Genomic DNA, 14511 nt, shown 5'->3' with positions numbered 1-14511 from the left:
TTTGTGCTACATCTTGGATACGAAGTTTTGCGTGTAATAGGCTCGTCCGTCTTTGTACGAGATGCCAACGCCAACCTGCTTGTAGTGGGGCTCGAGGAGGTTTTTGCGATGGCCGGCGGAGTTCATCCAGCCCATGTGCGCTTCGACCCCGTCCAGTTGTCCGTACGCGATGTTTTCTCCGGCATAGCCGTACAAAATGCCAGCGTGCTTGAGACGGTCGAACGGGCTGCCCGTCGTCTGGGACGTGTGGTTGAAATAGTTGTTTTTCGCCATGTCCTGGCTATGGGCGCGGGCCACTGTCGCTACCTTCTCGTCCCAGGCAAGCAGAGGCAAATTGGCTCTGGCTCTTGTGATGTTGAGCAGATCGAAGTTCTCCCTCTCGCTCGCGAGCGCCGCCGCTTGGCGCTGCTGCTCCGTCAAGACCGGCTGGGCGGGCAGTCGGGTATAGGAAATGGGATACATCAAGCCGATTGCGATTGAGCTGAAGTAGTCGGGGGTAGAAAGGCGGATGCCAGCGATTTTGCCGCCCCCGAGCTGGTCAATGGAAAACGTAACAATCTGATTGTTCAGGGAATAACTCGGATGACCGAGCGTGTTGCCGTTGATTTTCAACGTGGGGGTTATGGCGAGTGAGCTTGGCGGGGCTCCCCACGCTTTTTGCAATTCGGCGGTTGTGGATCCGATGCCCATTCCTTTGACGCGGGCATTGGCACCATTGGTGAACATCGTGACCACTTTGGCATTTTGGATGCCGACTTGTATGTAATGGTTGAGATCGCGGTTGTAAATCCACCATTCCACTCCGGTAGTGCTGGGATCCTTGCGGGCTGGCTGTCCCAAAATCTGTTCGACTTGCGCAGCAGTCATACCCAGCTGGATTCCATAGACAGATGTCTGGGTGACGGGTGTGGATGCCGTGGCGGCGATCGGGGCTGCTACCGCCTGAACAAGCGGCGGTGCGATGCCAAGCAAAGCAAGGGATAGGCCGGCGGCGAGGATGCTGCCTGCATACTTTTTGCGCATCAATCATACCTCCTCGTGTGGGTCATGCCTTGGAGGTAATTGTAACCATCTGTTTATCAATCAACAATAGGGACAAGGAAGGGAATTATCTTTTGCGAATGAGCCGCGCCAAGCAGACCGGGACGTTTGGGCCGCTTTGGAAGGGTCCTTTAGTCCCGCTCTTCGCGTATGACGTATGTTTTGGCGAGCAAATCGTGCCAGCCTTGCTTGCGGGCGTTCCAGCCTGCCCACATATACCCGATGCCAAACAGCAGGGAAGACAGCGCTTTTCCGATGACTTCGCGCAAAATCACTTGTCCGGCGCTCAAGTTTTTCCGGGAGTGCCGGGCATTGACTACGCGAATGCCAGTGATGATCTTGCCGAGCGTCTGCCCGGTCCACCAGGTGAGCAGGATGAAGTACAGCAGATCAAAGGCGACTTCCGCCAGGTCGACGATGGAAAAATAAGCACCCCATACGCCCCAGGCGCGGCGCAAAGGATTGAAGAGGAGCATGCTGACACCCACCAGAAACAGAGAGTCCAGCAAGGAGGCGACGACGCGGATCCAAAATCCCGCAAAGCGATAGCCAGGGGTGGCGTCAGCGGAAGCGTAATGTTCGTCCGATCGGGTTTCCATAGACGTGTCGTTCCCTTCTTTACGGCATGAACTGATATAAAAGCTGAGGCGAGCTCTGACGTTCGAGCGACCGGGAGAGGCCAAGCGGATCGGGGTTGGCCAGATGCTGCTTGAGGCTGAACAGCAATTTGCTAAGCGAGAGCTGATCGGTATAGCGGACCACTGTCGCTTCCCGTTCGCCTGAAAGGGAGAGAGCGTAGCGGGTCGCCTCTTCCAAATCCCCGAACTGGTCGATGAGGCCCAGCCGCTTGGCCTGCTCGCCGGAATACACGCGACCGTCCGCGATTTCAAGGACACGCTGCCGCGACAGATTGCGTCCCTTGACGATCACATCGACAAACTTTTGGTAGCTTTCGTTGACCAGCGACTGAAAAATTTGCCTCTCTGGAGTTGTGAGTGGCCGGAAGGGACTGCCGATGTCCTTGAACCGTCCGCTTTTGATCGCGAACTGATGGACTCCGAGTTTGTTTGCGGCCTCGCTGTAATTGAGCAGGTTGAAAATGACGCCGAGACTTCCCGTCAAAGTGTTCGGATTGGCAAAAATCGCATCTCCGGCCGTCGCCAAATAATAGCCGCCCGACGCGGCTGTGGAACCCATGCTCACGACGATGGGAATGCGCCGTACCTGCTTAAGCCGCAAGAGACGGGTGTGCAGCTCGTCGGTCGCGACCACCTCGCCGCCAGGACTGTTGATCCGCAACACCAGAGCCTTGACAGAGGGGTCTTCTTCCACCCGGCGCAGCTGTTCGGCAAGCACCTCGCTCATGGATGGCGCGCCGGCCGCACTCGGCTCTCCCGAGATGACGCCGCTGACAAACAGCTGGACGATTTTGCCTGTCCCGGAACCGGACACGATGTTTTCTTCCCAGGAGATTCCCGGATGGTCGGCGAGCCTCGCATTGGTGTCGGATACGGTTTCGACCAGGAGTCCTGCGATGAAGACGACGAGGATGATAAGCAGGGCGACCCATTTTTTCCGATTCATGAAAACCACCTCGGTCCTTAGCATGAGCAGCAGACGGCTACATTACGCATGAGGCAGGGTCTGGAAAAAAAGGGATTGACGAAAAGGATGGAGCAAATTAGAATGATTATAAAATTATTTCCCTTGCCCAAAAAAATTCACCTAAGTAAAGATAGGAATAATCATTATCAATTAAGGATGCTGTTGCCTTCGGGCAGCAGCTTCCACTGTTTTTACGGGGGAAATAACTCTGATTCTCTTTCTCAGCAAAGAACTGCGAATGTGTACCCATGGACATAAAAAAGGAGAGTGGATCGCATGTGGCAAAAAGCGGCAATGGTTGTATCCGGCATCGGGTTGTTGGTCAGCTGGCTGTACGGGGAAGTCGGGGGAGTGGAGCTTTCCTGGCTGGCGGTGTTTTTGTGCGGGGTGCCGATTGCTGTGGCGGCGCTCAAAGAGCTGTTTGCGGAGAGGTCGATCAACAGCGATGTGCTGGTCGCCATTGCGATCGCGGCGGCTGTCGGCATCGGGGAAATCTTCGCGGCAGGAGAAGTGGCCTTGATCATGATGATCGGTATGTGGCTGGAAAACCGGACAGTGGCCAAGGCAGCATCCGCTCTGGAGGAAATGGTGCAGTTGGCACCGCAAACCGCCCGCGTCAAGCGTCAGGAGGAGTGGGCCGAAATCGCCCTCGCAAAGGTCGTGCGCGGTGATCTCATCCAGGTGAAGCCGGGCGAGAAGGTCCCAGTAGACGGAACGGTGGCAAGCGGCCAGGCTGCGGTGAACCAGGCGGCATTGACGGGAGAATCGTTGCCGGTGGAAAAGCGTGCGGGCGACGAAGTGTACATGGGGACGATCAACACGAACGGAGTGATCGAAGTCGTGGCGGATCGGGTCGGAGAAGAGACCACCTTTGCCAAGGTCACTCGCCTGGTTGCCGAAGCGCTGGAGCGCAAGGCTCCTGTCCAGCGCCTGCTTGACCGCTGGGCCGCATGGATCGTTCCGAGCAGCCTCGCGCTGGCGGTGTTGATGTACTTGTTCACAGGCGATTTGGTGCGGGCAGTCACCATCCTCATCGTCTTTTGTCCGTGCGCCCTCGTGCTCGCTACCCCGACGGCCATCATGGCGGGAATCGGTAGTGCCGCCAAGCACGGGATCCTGATCAAAAGCGGTGCAGCTTTGGAGCAGATCGGTCTGGTAAACGCCCTGCTGTTCGACAAGACCGGTACGCTGACGGAAGGAAAGCTGCAAGTCACCGGCATCGCCCGTTTGCACAGCCTGAAGCAGGAGGAGGTGCTGCGGCTGGCTGCCGCACTGGAGCGGCATTCGGAGCATCCGCTGGCGCAAGCGATCGTCGCTGCGAGCCAGGAGCAGCGGCTCGTCCTTCCCGACGTCGATTCGTTTGTAGTTCATCCCGGAAACGGCGTATCCGGCCTGGTGGAGGGACGTCGGGTGCTCGTAGGGAATCGTCGTTTCTTCGCAGAACGGGGCGTGTCCACGGAGGAGCTGCGCCATCTGCAGGAGGAGCAGGAAAAGGCCGGTCAGACGGCTGTCTTCGTAGCCAGTGAAGGCCAATTGATCGGAATGGTGTCTCTGGCAGACCGCGTGCGGGTGGAATCGCGCGAAACGATTGGCCGCCTGCGTCTCCATGGCGTAGGGGAGATCGCCATGCTGACGGGGGACAATCGCGGAGCGGCCGAGCAAATCGCCCGCCAGGCCGGAGTCACGACGGTGTACGCCGAGCAGTTCCCCGAAGCGAAGTACCGGCGAGTCGAAGAGTACAGGGCTAGAGGACTTGTCGTCGGGATGGTGGGAGACGGAATCAACGACGCTCCGGCGCTCACATCGGCACACGTCGGCATCGCCATGGGAGCGGGAGGCACGCAGATCGCGGCAGAGGCTGCCGACATCGTCATCATGACCGACGACATTGCCAAGGTAGCGGACGTGGCAGAGCTCGGCCGCAAGACGCTGCGCGTCATTCGTCAAAACCTGATCGTCTCCAGCGCCATCAACGCTGCAGCAGTCGTCCTGGCAATGGTTGGGATCCTCGGCCCTGTGGGCGGCGCTTTCGTCCACAATGCGACGTCTGTGCTGGTCGTCCTGAACTCCGCTCGGCTGATTCATTATTTGGCGGACAAAAACAAACGGAAACGGACTGCACCTCCTCCGGCGATTTCCGCCTGCGAATCGTGCAATTGCAGCCAGGGAGCCTGCAAGCTGGGAGTTTCCAAAGGGTAAGGGGGAGTTCTTCCCTATATAGAGAGAAGCCGGGGCCATTGATACGGTCCCGGTTGTCTTTTTGTTCGAGCACGCGTTCAAAATTCATGCAATTTTTTAACTATTCATGTAAACTATAAGCACAGACGAAAGCGAGCAGTCGGATACAGGGGGGCGTACCGTGATTATTCAAGTAACCGATTTGAAAAAGAACTACGGGCAGCTGCAGGTGCTGAAAGGCATCACGACCCAGGTGGCCGAAAGGGAAGTGGTCTGCGTCATCGGACCATCCGGGTCGGGGAAAAGTACCTTTTTGCGCTGCCTGAATCAGCTGGAGGAAATGACGAGCGGGCGTATCGTGATCAATGGGCACGACTTGTCCGATCCCAAGGTCGACATCAACAAAGTGCGGGAAGATGTAGGGATGGTGTTCCAGCGCTTCAATCTGTTCCCTCACAAGACCGTGCTGGAAAATGTGATGCTGGCTCCGGTAAAGGTGCGGAAAATGCCGCAGGAGCAAGCCCGTGAGCGAGGGCTCGAGCTGCTGAAAAAAGTGGGGCTGGCGGACAAGGCGGACGTCTATCCGGATCGGTTGTCCGGCGGGCAGATGCAGCGGGTGGCGATCGCTCGGGCACTGGCCATGAATCCGAAGGTGATGCTGTTTGACGAGCCTACCTCCGCACTCGATCCCGAGCTGGTGGGTGAGGTGCTGGCCGTCATGAAGGATCTGGCCAGGGAAGGCATGACGATGATCGTCGTGACGCATGAGATGGGCTTTGCCCGGGAAGTGGGGGATCGGGTCATCTTTATGGACCAAGGCATTATCATGGCGGAAGGAAAGCCGGAAGAGCTGTTCGAAGACACCCAAAACGAACGTCTTCGCTCCTTCCTCGGACGGGTGCTGGTGAAATGACGAAACCTCTGAAGCTGCAATCGTTTCCGCAAGACTTCATGGAAGCCGATGACTTGGGGAAAATGACAACGCCGAAGGGCCAAAGGAGATGTCGCGTACTACCATGATGAAGAGGTCTTTCTCAACGGGGAAAACGCGTGTAAAGGCCGAGACGGTCTAAGCGCCAAAAGGCACCAGATGCTACGCTGACAACGAGCACTGGTGCTTTTCTTCTTCTTCGAACTATTTCGCAGCGTCCAACAGCTGGCTGACGGTGACGAACCGGTATCCTTGCGAACGCAGATCCGTTATGAGCTCCTGCAGGGCGGCTACAGTCTGGCGCTGGTTCAGTCCGCCGTCGTGAAACAGGATGATGTCCCCCGACGAGACATTGCTTTTCACCGATTTGGCGATGACGGATGCTGTCCGGGCAAGCGACCAGTCCCGCGGGTCTACGGACCAGTGGATGATGTCGTACCCGCATGCCTGTACCGCGTTCATCACATCGTGGGTCATGACGCCTCCGGGCGGACGGTAGTATTGCGCCAGGATCCCTGTCGTCTTGAGGATGGCGCGCTCTCCTTGTTTGATGTCCTCGTAGACTTCGTGCTCTGTCAGCTTGTTCAAATCGTAGTGGTGGTACCCGTGATTGCCGATCTCATGTCCCGCTTTGGAAATCCATTGCATCACCCGCGGATGCTTTTCCACCTGGGAGCCGAGCACAAAAAAGGTGGCGGGTACTTTGTTTTGATGCAGCACCTCGAGAATTTTGGGGGTATAGGTCGCGTCCGGGCCGTCATCAAACGTCAGCGCAACAACTTTTTTCTGCGTGTCTATCCGGTGGATGGGTTCATAGAGCGGAGCAGGAGCGCTCGCCCAAGCAGGAATGACGCCCCAGCCGAGAAGGCAGGCGATGAGCATAGCGTAAAAGGCGCCGCGGCGCATGTCGTCCCCTCCTTCTGGGTTCAGATGCCTTTAGGTTCACCGCCTCTTTTGGAAAACATGCTGCCAAAAGAAAACAGCGGCCAGTAGGCATAAGGGATATGGTAGAATGGAAGGACCGTACATAGGAGAGGAGAGAACGAAGTGGAGCTCCGCGGTATTTTGCATGGACTCACGCACGAGTATCACGGGAAGGACAAGCCCGTAGACTATTACCTGGAAATCGGCGAAGAGCGCTTGCCCCTGAACGAGTGGCTGGGCAGAGAGCTGACCATTTCCTTTTTGGGCGAAAAGAACTGCATCGCCTGCGGCCGCAAGACGAACAAGACCTTTAACAGCGGGTATTGCTACCCCTGTTTTACCAAGCTGCCGGAAAATGACCTGTGCATCGTCAAGCCGCACGAATGCCATTTCGATCAGGGGACGTGCCGGGACGAGAGCTTTGGTGAAAAATACTGCATGATTCCGCACTTCGTCTATTTGGCGGTGTCCAGCGACATCAAGGTGGGACTTACGCGCAAGCACAACCAGCTGAAGCGCTGGGTCGATCAGGGAGCGATCCGCGCCATCCCGATCGCCGAGGTGCCGACCAGACGCATGGCAGGCGAATTGGAGTTCCATCTGAGCCAGTATTTGCCGGACAAGACCAACTGGCGCAAGATGCTCAAGGGCGACGTCAAGGAGATCGACCTTTTGGCGATGCGCGACGAGGTATACAGCCATTTCCCGGACGAGTTCAAACCGTTCCAATACCGGGAGGACGAATGGGTGGACATCACGTATCCGATCCTGGAATCTCTGGACAAGATCAACTCCCGGACGCTGGATAAGGAAGAAAAGCTCGGTGGACGACTGATCGGTGTCAAGGCGCAGTACCTGATTTTCGACAATGGCGTCTTCCAGGCACGAAAGCACGCCGGTTATCAAATTGAGGTAGCGGCGAAGCCATCTGCATAAAGTAGCCCCAACTCCTTCACACTGAAACAAACGGCAGGGAGGAGAGAGGCAGCGATGGACGGGGAGATCGAATATACGGAGCCTTTGACCGGCACGTTGGCAGAAGCGGCTGAAGTCCTGAAAGGAACGGAGCTGGGTGTGCCGTATTCGCCGCTCGCGCAGACGTGGCAGGTCAATCCCGGCCCCGACGAAGCCGGCGATATCGTGCTGACAATTGAATGAAAGCCCATCATCAGGAAAACGACAGCCGAAGCGTCAAATACAGGCTGTCGTTTTTCTGCAGGAGGAGAATAGGATGGACTCTCTGACTTTCCATCGCCACTACTCGAAAGAAACGAGCAAGCGTGAATCGTTGTACCCGTTGTTTGAAAGTGTCTTCGGCATTCCTGCCGATGAGCTTCAGGACTTTCACGCACGAGGGTTTTGGGATCCGACGTACCGGCCCTACACGTTTTTTGACGGCGAGGGAGCCGTAGCGAACGCTTCGATGTTTACGCTCAAACTGCAAATGGACGGGGCGCGGGTGGAGGCTGCCGGAATACAATCCGTCATGACTCATCCCGAGTATCGGAAGCGCGGCCTGATGCGCCAGCTCCTCTCGCAGATGCTCGCGGACATCGATCGGGAATATCCGGCAGCGTGGCTGTTTACGGAGACGCCGGAGCTTTACACCCCCTTTGGATTTCGGATGGTGCCGCAGTATGCTTATGTTGCGGAATATTCCCACAGCGGCAGCTCGGATGGAGGGCTTCGCCCGATCCACCTTCGCGAGGAGCGGGATGTCCAATTGGTGAGGGACTGCTTCCAAAATCATGAGCCTATCTCTCGGGTGTTTGCCCCGGTCGGCTACGAGTCTTCCTTTTTCCTGCATATGTACAGCCCCTCATTTGAGCGGCTCGTGCATTATTCCGAGCGTGTGCAGGCGATTCTCGTCTATGCTGTCGAGGATCAGACCTTGCACCTCTACGACATCATCGGAAAGCAGATTCCCCCGCTCTTCGAAGTAGGTGCGGCGATACCCGAGCCGTTCACCAAATGGGTGCTGCATTTTCCGCCGGACCGCTTTCCCGAGCTGCCTTTCGAGCCCATCGTGCACGATAGCGATGGGAAGCTCATGGTGCGGGGACCGGTCGGTCATGAGCGGAACGCTTTGCGGATGCCGAAGACAGCTGTCTTTTGACGACCCCCCAAAGCCTGCCGGCAGCATTCCTGGAAAGGGATGCACTGCCGCTTGGACAATGGTATGCTATCCATAGGAAAAATCATGCACAAAGGACTCCACATACCGAGGTGACATACATGGCGATCAAAGCGTACTTATACAACAAATGCGACACGTGCCGCAAAGCAAAAAAATGGCTTCAGGACGAGGGTGTTGCGTTCGAGGAAATCCCGATTGTCGATGCTCCTCCGTCCAAGGAAGAGCTAAGCAGCATCTGGAAGGCGAGCGGACTTGACCTGCGCAAGTTTTTCAATGTCAGCGGCGTCCAGTACCGGGAGCTGGGGCTGAAAGACAAGCTGCCCGGCATGTCTGATGAGGAAATGCTCGCTCTGCTGGCTTCCAACGGCAAGCTGATCAAGCGTCCGCTGATCACGGACGACGAGAAGGTGACCTTGGGCTTCAAGGCAGAGGAACTGGAAAAAGCCTGGGGAGGCAAGTAGACATGCGAAAGCCTTCCAAACGACTCGAGCATTTGTCGGCGGCGATCTTTTCCGAGATGGCCGAGCGCAAGCGAGAAGCGGCAAAGCGCAGGGCGGTCTACGACCTGAGCATCGGCAGCCCGGACCAGCAGCCGGACGATCACCTCCTGCAAACGCTGTCGGAAGCGATCCGGCAGCCGGGAGCGTTCGGATATGCTTTGAGCGAAGGGACAGCGGCGTTTCGCGAGGAGGTGGCCCGCTGGTACCAGTTTCGCTTTGGAGTGGAGCTGGCGCCGGACAAAGAGGTGCATTCTCTGATGGGCTCGCAGGATGGCCTCGCTCACTTCGCGTTGGCCTGGACCGATCCGGGCGATCTCGTGCTCGTCCCCGACCCTGGCTATCCCATATACGCAGGCAGCGTCCATTTGGCGGGCGCGATTCCGTATGCCATGCCGCTGCGTCAGGAAAACGGGTTTCTCCCTGATCTGACCGCGATTCCCGAGGAAGTGGCGGACCGGGCCGCATTCATGATTCTGAACTATCCGAACAATCCGGTCTCGGCTGTGGCCACGCTGGATTTCTTTGAAGAAGTGGTCGCGTTCGCGAAACGCCACGATATTATCGTCGTACACGATCTGGCCTATTCGGAAATGGCTTTCGACGGATACAAGCCCCCCAGTTTTCTGCAGGCGGCAGGGGCCAAGGATGTTGGCATTGAGTTCAATTCCTTCTCCAAAAGCTTCAACATGGCAGGCTGCCGCATCGCGTACGTGGTCGGAAATGCCGAGATCATACGGCCGCTCGCTGTCGTGAAGTCCAATGTAGACTACGGCGTTTTTTTGCCGGTTCAGCAAATGGCAGTCGAGGCGCTGAGGGCAGACCGGCTCTCGGGCGGAAAAAACGCAGTCGGACCGATCTACCAGGAGCGAAGGGATGTGCTGCTGTCCGCACTGGCTGAAGCGGGCTGGGTGATCGAGCCTCCCAAGGCTACCATGTTCGTGTGGGCCAAGGTGCCGGATGACTGGACATCGCGCGAATTCGCCTTCGCCCTTTTGGAAGAGGCAGGAGTTGTCGTCATTCCGGGGAGCGCCTTTGGAGCGGAGGGAGAAGGCTATGTCCGCATCGCCTTGGTGCAGACGCCCGATGTGCTTAGGGAAGCAGCCCAATCGATTCGCGACTCCGGTGTTCTTTTGCGCAGGCAGAAGCGCGTATAGAAGGGAGCTTCTCTGGTTACTCTAGTAATTGTTGTGAGTGGACAGATGAATGCGTGTAATTGAAAAAGAATAACAGGTTGAAATCATTCCTACATTGTATTGACTATAAACTAGAGTTTTTGCTATCATGGGACATGTAGGCAAGATCATATTCCTAAGGAGGTTTCACATAATGGCTCAACGTCTCGTAGGAAACAAAGCTCCAGACTTCACACTGGAAACTGCACTGGGCAACGGTAAAGATTTCGGCAAAGTATCCCTTTCCGACTACCGTGGTAAATGGCTGGTACTGTTCTTCTATCCGCTCGACTTTACCTTCGTATGCCCAACTGAAATCATCGCACTGAGCGATGCGATCGAAGAATTCAAGGATCTGGATGCTGAGATTCTGGGTGTATCCACTGACTCCATCCACTCCCACCGCGCTTGGATCAACACTCCTCGCGACCAAAACGGTCTGGGCGGCCTGAACTATCCGCTGGCAGCAGACTTCAACAAAACGACTGCTCGCGATTACGGCGTACTGGATGAAGAAGGCGGACAAGCTTACCGCGGTCTGTTCATCATCGATCCAGAAGGCGTACTGAAATATCAAGTAGTGAACGACCTGAACATCGGACGTTCCACTGACGAAACGCTGCGCGTGCTGCAAGCTCTGCAATCCGGTGGACTGTGCCCAGCTAACTGGCGCCCAGGACAAGCTCAACTGACTGCGAAATAAGGATTGCTTCAACAAAAGAAAGAAGGGTCTAACCGGTGTTAGGCCCTTTTTTAACACCCTCTGCCCGATCCGGCAAGAATCGCTTTCCGCCGAGCGCGGACGCCCTTCGGTGCAGGCCTCGGGCAGAGGTTTTTTACTGGAGTCAAACTCATACATAACAAAGGGGTGTTCGTGGATGCGTTTGCGTGAAGAATTGCCTGATTTTCCTGGGATTACCGAATGGGTAAACGGCCAGGTGACCAAAGCCGATCTGGCAGGCAGTCCGGTATTGGTCCACTTCTGGTCCGTCAGCTGCCACATGTGCAAGGAGTCCATGCCGAGCGTCAACGAGTGGCGGGACAAGTATGCAGCCAATGGATTGAAAGTAGTCGGGATTCACATGCCTCGTTCCGAGAAGGATACAGACATCGAAACGATCAAGCAAACCATCGCCGAACACAACCTGACCCATCCTATCGCCATCGACAACGAGATGAAAACCGTCGATGCTTTCCAAAACGAGTATGTCCCAGCCTTCTACCTGTTTGACGAGAACCTGCAGCTGCGCCATTTCCAGGCCGGAGAAAAGGGACTCAACCTGGTGAAAAAACGCCTGTTTAGAATTTTGGGGATCGAAGAGGAATCCTAGAATGTTCGTCAAATAAGTATGTGGTATGGACAGTACCTGATAGGAGGATACGTAAACGATGGAATTCCCGAAAGATCTACGTTACAGCGAAGAGCATGAGTGGGTACGTGTAGAAGGAAACAAGGCTTACATCGGCATTACTGCTTTTGCTCAGTCCGAGCTGGGTGACATCGTGTTCGTCGAGCTGCCGGAAGTCGGCGCGACGATCAAGCAAGACGAGCCGTTCGGCAGTGTGGAATCCGTAAAAACAGTGTCCGAGCTGTACGCTCCTGTAACCGGAAAAGTGGTAGAAGTAAACGGTGAACTGGAAGATGCACCGGAGCTGGTCAACTCCTCGCCTTACGAAAAAGCGTGGATGATCGCTGTGGAGCTGACAGATGCGGCTGAACTGGACAAGCTGCTTCCGGCCGACAAGTACGAAGCGATGGTAAAAGAATAGGAAAAGCGAACAAAAAGCCGGTGCGTACGATCGCACCGGCTTTTTTCATACAGATAGGAATTGATAAAACTCCTATCCCGTATAAGGGCAACCGCGTCTCCGTCAAAAGGCGTGGAGTAGCCAGGTTTCCAATAGGACGGGGATGCCTAGGATAGCTTGAAGGAACGGACCGCATCGTTCATCTCTTCGGCCATTTTTGCAAGCATGGTGGCCGCCGCGGAGATTTCCTGCATGGACGCATTTTGTTCTTCGGCCGCGGCCGCAACGTTCTGTGAGTAATCGGCCGAACGTTCGGCTATTGCGGAAATGTCGTCGATGGCAGAGACGATGGTTTCCATTTGTTCGCTGATCTGCTTCATTTCCACAGACAGCTTGTCCGTTCGGGCAAACAGTTCGCTCGTAGCGCTGCTGATCTGTTCAAACGCGGATCCGGTCGACTGAACGAGGCTCATGCCGTCCTGCAGGATTGCTTCGCCATGGCTCATCCCGGAAATGGCGGCATCGGTATCTCGCTGGATATCGGCGACGATCCTGCTCACTTGTTCGGCAGCAGAGCTCGATTGCTCCGCCAGTTTGCGGACCTCGTCCGCTACCACGGCAAAGCCCCTGCCGTGTTCTCCCGCACGCGCAGCTTCGATCGCCGCATTGAGCGCCAACAGATTCGTTTGAGCCGCAATCGTGGTAATCAGCGTAATCATTTGCCCGATTTCTTCGGAGCGCTGTCCCAGCGTGTTGACCATGACAGCCGTCTGCTGCATTTCCGTCTGAATGACGCTCATCTGCTCGACGGCTTGCACGGCCATCTGGTTGCCTGCGGAAGCTTGCTTGTACGCCTCTGCCATCGAGGAGCTGACGACCTCCATGCCATTTTCCATCTGAACGATCAGCTGAGCGATTTCCGTGACGACATCACTGCCTTTGCTCGTTGCGCTCACCTGCTCCTCGGTGCCGTGGGCGATTTCCTGAACGCTCTGCGCGATCTGCTCGGTAGCGTGACTGGTTTGCTCGGCGCTGGCCATCAGCTGTTCGGACGTTGACGCTACCTGATGGGAGCTGTGGCTGACTCGCTCCAGTGTTTCCCGAAGTCGAGCCGTCATCTCGTTGAAGCGCTCTCCCATTCTTCCGATCTCATCGGAGGTCTGAATCTCCATCGAAGCGGTGAAGTCGCCTGCCGACAGGGCCAAAGAGAGCTGGTTCGCTTTGTCGATTTGCTTCGCGAGGTTCTTGCTGTACAAATGAATCACCAGCACGAGAACAAGCAGTCCTGCGACGCTGACGGCGGCCAGTCGGATGAGCAGCATGCGCAGCGGGCTGACAAATTCTTTTTCCGGCATGACGAGAGCCAAAGTCCAGTTGGTTTGCGGGACTTTTTGAAAATAAATACGGTTGAGCCCATTTCCATCCGTGAATTCCGAGCTGCCTTCTGCCTGAGCCAGCAAGGTGGGGGCGAGCTTCGCCAGGGATGCATTCTCATCGGAAGAAATGGTTTGCTTCATCATTTTTTCGGTCTGCGGATGAGCGAGGTACTGGCCTTCCTGATCGACGAGGAACGACCAGCCGGTTTGGCCGACCTTTGTCTCCGAGACGAATTTTTGGATGTCGCCCAGCTCGATGTCGTCTGTGACCACGCCGAGGAATTTTTTGTCCGGAGAGTGGATGGGGGCTACGACCGTCAGCATGGACGTCTTCGCCACGTCGTCATAGTATGGCAGCGAGAAATCGACAGGCTGTTTGGTTGTGGCCCCGATTTTGTACCAGGACTGATTCGGATAGTTGTAGTCAGAGTCGTTGTACTCATCTGTGAGCGTTACTGTGCCGTCATCCTGCAGCGTACCGTAAGTCGAGACGAACGGTTTGATTGGATCATATCGGAAGGGCTCCATGAATATGCCCATTCCCAGAGAGGTTTCGTTGATCGGGACGAATTTTTTGAGCAGCGCATTCAGATGCTCCATATCGACTGGCTGCGGAGAGCTGTCGATGGCGCGGGCCAGGCTTTCCACCACTTTGCTGTGGGCCTCCAGCCGCTTTTCTACAGTGCCGCTGATCATGTCCAGCTGGTAGTTCATGTTACTGGTGATCTCTTCGTTTAAAAGAGCGGTGGAAAACCAGTAAGACAATCCCATCACGACCAACAAGGTGACAAGGATGACGGGAAGCATGATGCTGAGTGTTCGCGAACGGATGCTGGTAAACCGGAACATGGGAAGTCGCTCCTTTCCTGATTTCGGATGTATATTTCCCTTCTCTATA

Annotated in this window: 15 protein-coding genes; 10 read left to right on the top strand and 5 right to left on the bottom strand. The window is 55.9% G+C overall.

From position 1 onward, the window contains the following. Positions 1-6: 6 nt before the first annotated feature. The 3 genes from RGB73_RS25775 to sppA form a co-directional block, all read right to left on the bottom strand. Entirely contained in the window at positions 7-1023 is a 1017-nt protein-coding gene (locus RGB73_RS25775; RefSeq protein ID WP_310765923.1) for a CAP domain-containing protein, read from the bottom strand. 149 nt (positions 1024-1172) lie between these two features. Then, a complete protein-coding gene (locus tag RGB73_RS25770; protein ID WP_310765921.1) occupies positions 1173-1640 on the bottom strand; it encodes an RDD family protein in 468 nt (155 codons plus the stop codon). Positions 1641-1659: 19 nt separating this feature from the next. After that, positions 1660-2625 carry a signal peptide peptidase SppA gene (sppA, locus tag RGB73_RS25765; protein ID WP_310765919.1) on the bottom strand — a complete coding sequence of 322 codons (966 nt, stop codon included), beginning with the start codon at positions 2623-2625 and terminating at the stop codon, positions 1660-1662. Between the two features lie 297 nt (positions 2626-2922). Here sppA and RGB73_RS25760 point away from each other — a divergent pair, with 297 nt between their 5' ends. Then, positions 2923-4845 carry a heavy metal translocating P-type ATPase gene (locus RGB73_RS25760; RefSeq protein ID WP_310765917.1) on the top strand — a complete coding sequence of 641 codons (1923 nt, stop codon included), beginning with the start codon at positions 2923-2925 and terminating at the stop codon, positions 4843-4845. 160 nt (positions 4846-5005) lie between these two features. Next, positions 5006-5737 (top strand): amino acid ABC transporter ATP-binding protein, encoded by a 732-nt coding sequence (locus tag RGB73_RS25755; protein ID WP_310765916.1) that lies wholly within the window; start codon positions 5006-5008, stop codon positions 5735-5737. A 222-nt stretch (positions 5738-5959) separates the two neighbouring features. Here RGB73_RS25755 and RGB73_RS25750 read toward each other — a convergent pair whose 3' ends face one another. Beyond that, positions 5960-6661 (bottom strand): polysaccharide deacetylase family protein, encoded by a 702-nt coding sequence (locus RGB73_RS25750; protein WP_310765914.1) that lies wholly within the window; start codon positions 6659-6661, stop codon positions 5960-5962. 141 nt (positions 6662-6802) lie between these two features. Between RGB73_RS25750 and RGB73_RS25745 the strand changes: the two genes are divergently transcribed. The 8 genes from RGB73_RS25745 (at position 6803) to gcvH (ending at position 12258) form a co-directional block, all read left to right on the top strand. Continuing rightward, a complete protein-coding gene (locus RGB73_RS25745; protein ID WP_310765912.1) occupies positions 6803-7615 on the top strand; it encodes a DUF2797 domain-containing protein in 813 nt (270 codons plus the stop codon). Positions 7616-7669: 54 nt separating this feature from the next. Beyond that, complete coding sequence (locus RGB73_RS25740; RefSeq protein ID WP_310765910.1) at positions 7670-7837, top strand: hypothetical protein; 168 nt, start codon at positions 7670-7672, stop codon at positions 7835-7837. Between the two features lie 73 nt (positions 7838-7910). Beyond that, a complete protein-coding gene (locus RGB73_RS25735; RefSeq protein WP_310765908.1) occupies positions 7911-8795 on the top strand; it encodes a GNAT family N-acetyltransferase in 885 nt (294 codons plus the stop codon). Positions 8796-8914: 119 nt separating this feature from the next. Further along, positions 8915-9277 (top strand): arsenate reductase family protein, encoded by a 363-nt coding sequence (locus RGB73_RS25730; protein ID WP_310765906.1) that lies wholly within the window; start codon positions 8915-8917, stop codon positions 9275-9277. Between the two features lie 2 nt (positions 9278-9279). Continuing rightward, the gene (locus RGB73_RS25725) at positions 9280-10470 is read left to right on the top strand and encodes an aminotransferase class I/II-fold pyridoxal phosphate-dependent enzyme (RefSeq protein WP_310765904.1); all 1191 of its coding nucleotides are present in this window, start codon (positions 9280-9282) and stop codon (positions 10468-10470) included. Positions 10471-10642: 172 nt separating this feature from the next. Further along, positions 10643-11191: a peroxiredoxin gene (locus RGB73_RS25720; protein ID WP_310765902.1), complete on the top strand. Its 549-nt coding sequence runs from the start codon at positions 10643-10645 to the stop codon at positions 11189-11191. 175 nt (positions 11192-11366) lie between these two features. Beyond that, a complete protein-coding gene (locus tag RGB73_RS25715) occupies positions 11367-11819 on the top strand; it encodes a redoxin domain-containing protein (RefSeq protein WP_310765900.1) in 453 nt (150 codons plus the stop codon). A 58-nt stretch (positions 11820-11877) separates the two neighbouring features. Continuing rightward, positions 11878-12258 (top strand): glycine cleavage system protein GcvH, encoded by a 381-nt coding sequence (gcvH, locus tag RGB73_RS25710; RefSeq protein ID WP_310765898.1) that lies wholly within the window; start codon positions 11878-11880, stop codon positions 12256-12258. A 146-nt stretch (positions 12259-12404) separates the two neighbouring features. On the opposite strand, the gene RGB73_RS25705 is transcribed toward gcvH, so the two are convergent. After that, the gene (locus RGB73_RS25705) at positions 12405-14462 is read right to left on the bottom strand and encodes a methyl-accepting chemotaxis protein (RefSeq protein WP_310765896.1); all 2058 of its coding nucleotides are present in this window, start codon (positions 14460-14462) and stop codon (positions 12405-12407) included. Positions 14463-14511 lie beyond the last annotated feature (49 nt).

Origin of the sequence: Brevibacillus brevis, from assembly GCF_031583145.1 — a bacterium.
GTDB lineage: Bacteria > Bacillota > Bacilli > Brevibacillales > Brevibacillaceae > Brevibacillus > Brevibacillus brevis_E.
The sequence above is the reverse complement of the archived record's forward strand: the minus strand, read 5'-3'. Positions and strand labels throughout refer to the sequence as shown.